At 62.9% G+C, this 1,862-nt stretch carries 2 protein-coding genes; one reads left to right on the top strand and one right to left on the bottom strand.

Annotation, left to right across the window (positions count from 1 at the left end; all coding sequences use genetic code 11):
• Positions 1 to 1,330 (top strand): HNH endonuclease signature motif containing protein (locus tag TX78_RS01700; RefSeq protein ID WP_158644283.1); only part of this gene is annotated, 1,330 nt, incomplete at its 5' end.
• Positions 1,331 to 1,338: 8 nt separating this feature from the next.
• Here the strand turns inward: TX78_RS01700 and TX78_RS01705 are convergent.
• Positions 1,339 to 1,862 (bottom strand): D-glutamate cyclase family protein (locus TX78_RS01705; protein ID WP_044493033.1); only part of this gene is annotated, 524 nt, incomplete at its 5' end.

The raw sequence follows: 1,862 nt of genomic DNA on the forward strand, positions 1-1,862 counted from the left end.
CCGTAGTCTCTCAGAGTTTCATCACTGGCTCACCCGCTACATCGCCTCACTCGACCCAGAGGCCTACGCCAGGGCTTGTGAGAAAGAAACCCAGTCCCGGTTCGTGCGGTTCCAGCACCAGTCCCACGGAATGAGCTACCTCCAGGCCTACATCCCCACCTTGGAAGCTGCCGCTATTGAGAAACGACTCAAAGCCGCAGCCCGCGGCATGGACCAGCCCAGCTTCGACCAGCCCAACTCAGACCAGCCCACCCCGGGCGGGGACACCGCGGCTGATCGCTGCCAGGCAGGTCCTGGCACTGCAGAAACTGGCGACGCAGTTCAAGGTCGCGCAGAAACGAGCACCATGGAATCGGGCGCTGCGGGTCGCCACGCCGCTGATGCCCAGTCCTCTGACTCCAGTACCACGCATCACCATGGCGCCGGTCCGCGCACCACGCACTCCAGCGCCAGTGACCCTGGCGCCAGTGATCCCCGCACCCTGGCGCAGCGGGAAGCAGACCTCCTCACCGCATGGCTTCGCGATGGACGGATCTATGACGCCGCGGTTGATGCCAAGATCATGATCATGATCCCGGAAGCCACCCTCACCGGCCACGGTGAGGAGCCGGCGATGGCTGCAGATCGGTCATGGATGATCCCCGCCCACCAAGCCAGGAAACTCGCAGCAGACCCCGAAGCCAACCACCACTGGTACCAAGGCCATACCCGCAAGGATTCTAGGAACGCCGAGTATGACCTGCTCAGCGCCCGGTACATCGGCCGGTACCCACCAGCACACCTACGCGACGCACTGATCTTCCGAGACGGAACCTGCCAAGCAGACGGGTGCACCATCAGCGCCGAACGCTGCGATGTTGATCACCAAACACCCTGGGAACAGGGTGGAGAAACCACCGCGGACAACCTCTGGGCGTTATGCAGGCGTCATCACCGGATGAAATCCCACGGCTTCCTCCACCCACCACCCCGCGACTCGGAGCAAGACTCCAGTCCGAACCGCAATCAGCACCGTCCAACCCCCGGCGCAGAACATGCTCACGCCAACAGAACGCATTCGCCCAGCTCACAACCAAGCGGCGCGCATTCTCCGAGCGCTCCTTCGCGAAGCGCACATTCACGCTGTGCTGATTCACCCAGCACCCATTCACACAGTGCTCATTCACAAACCGAGCGTTGGCTAAGCGAGCGCGTCCTCAGTGACGATCTCCCTGCCGACCGCCAATCTGCTGGCTACACTTCCGCCGAGGACACCCCACCTGCCGGAATCCTTACTGCCGCAGATTTCATCTGGCGCGCCGCCCCGGTCCAGTACGACCTCGCCGCCTAGCCCAACATCTAGGGCACTTGGAGGGAGGCATTGGGCAGATCAGTGATGAGCATATGTCCCGGCGCATGACTAATGGCCAGCTCAGGGCGCGATTCCATCACTGCTGCTTGTGGCGTGACACCGCATGCCCAGAACACCGGCAGCCAGCCAGCTGGGACTTCTACCGCGTCCCCGAAATCGGGGGCCTGAAGGTCACTGATTCCCAACTGGCGCGGGTCTCCGATATGCACCGGCGCGCCATGGACACCGGGATACCGCGAGGTAATCCGCACCGCGTCGGATATCCGCTCCGGTGGCAGCGGCCGCATGGACACCACCATGGGGCCGCTGAGGCTTCCGGCGGACTCGCACCGCACCGCAGTCCGGTACATCGGCACATTGACACCCTGCAGCTGATGCTGGATAGGAATCCCAGCCTCTACCAGCGGCGACTCGAAAGTGAAGCTGCAGCCGATCAGGAAGGCCACGAGATCATCGCGCCAATACTCCACGACATCGCTGGGTTCATCGACGAGCTCACCGTCACGGTAGA

The organism is Nesterenkonia massiliensis (assembly GCF_000455245.1).
Taxonomy (GTDB): domain Bacteria; phylum Actinomycetota; class Actinomycetes; order Actinomycetales; family Micrococcaceae; genus Nesterenkonia; species Nesterenkonia rhizosphaerae.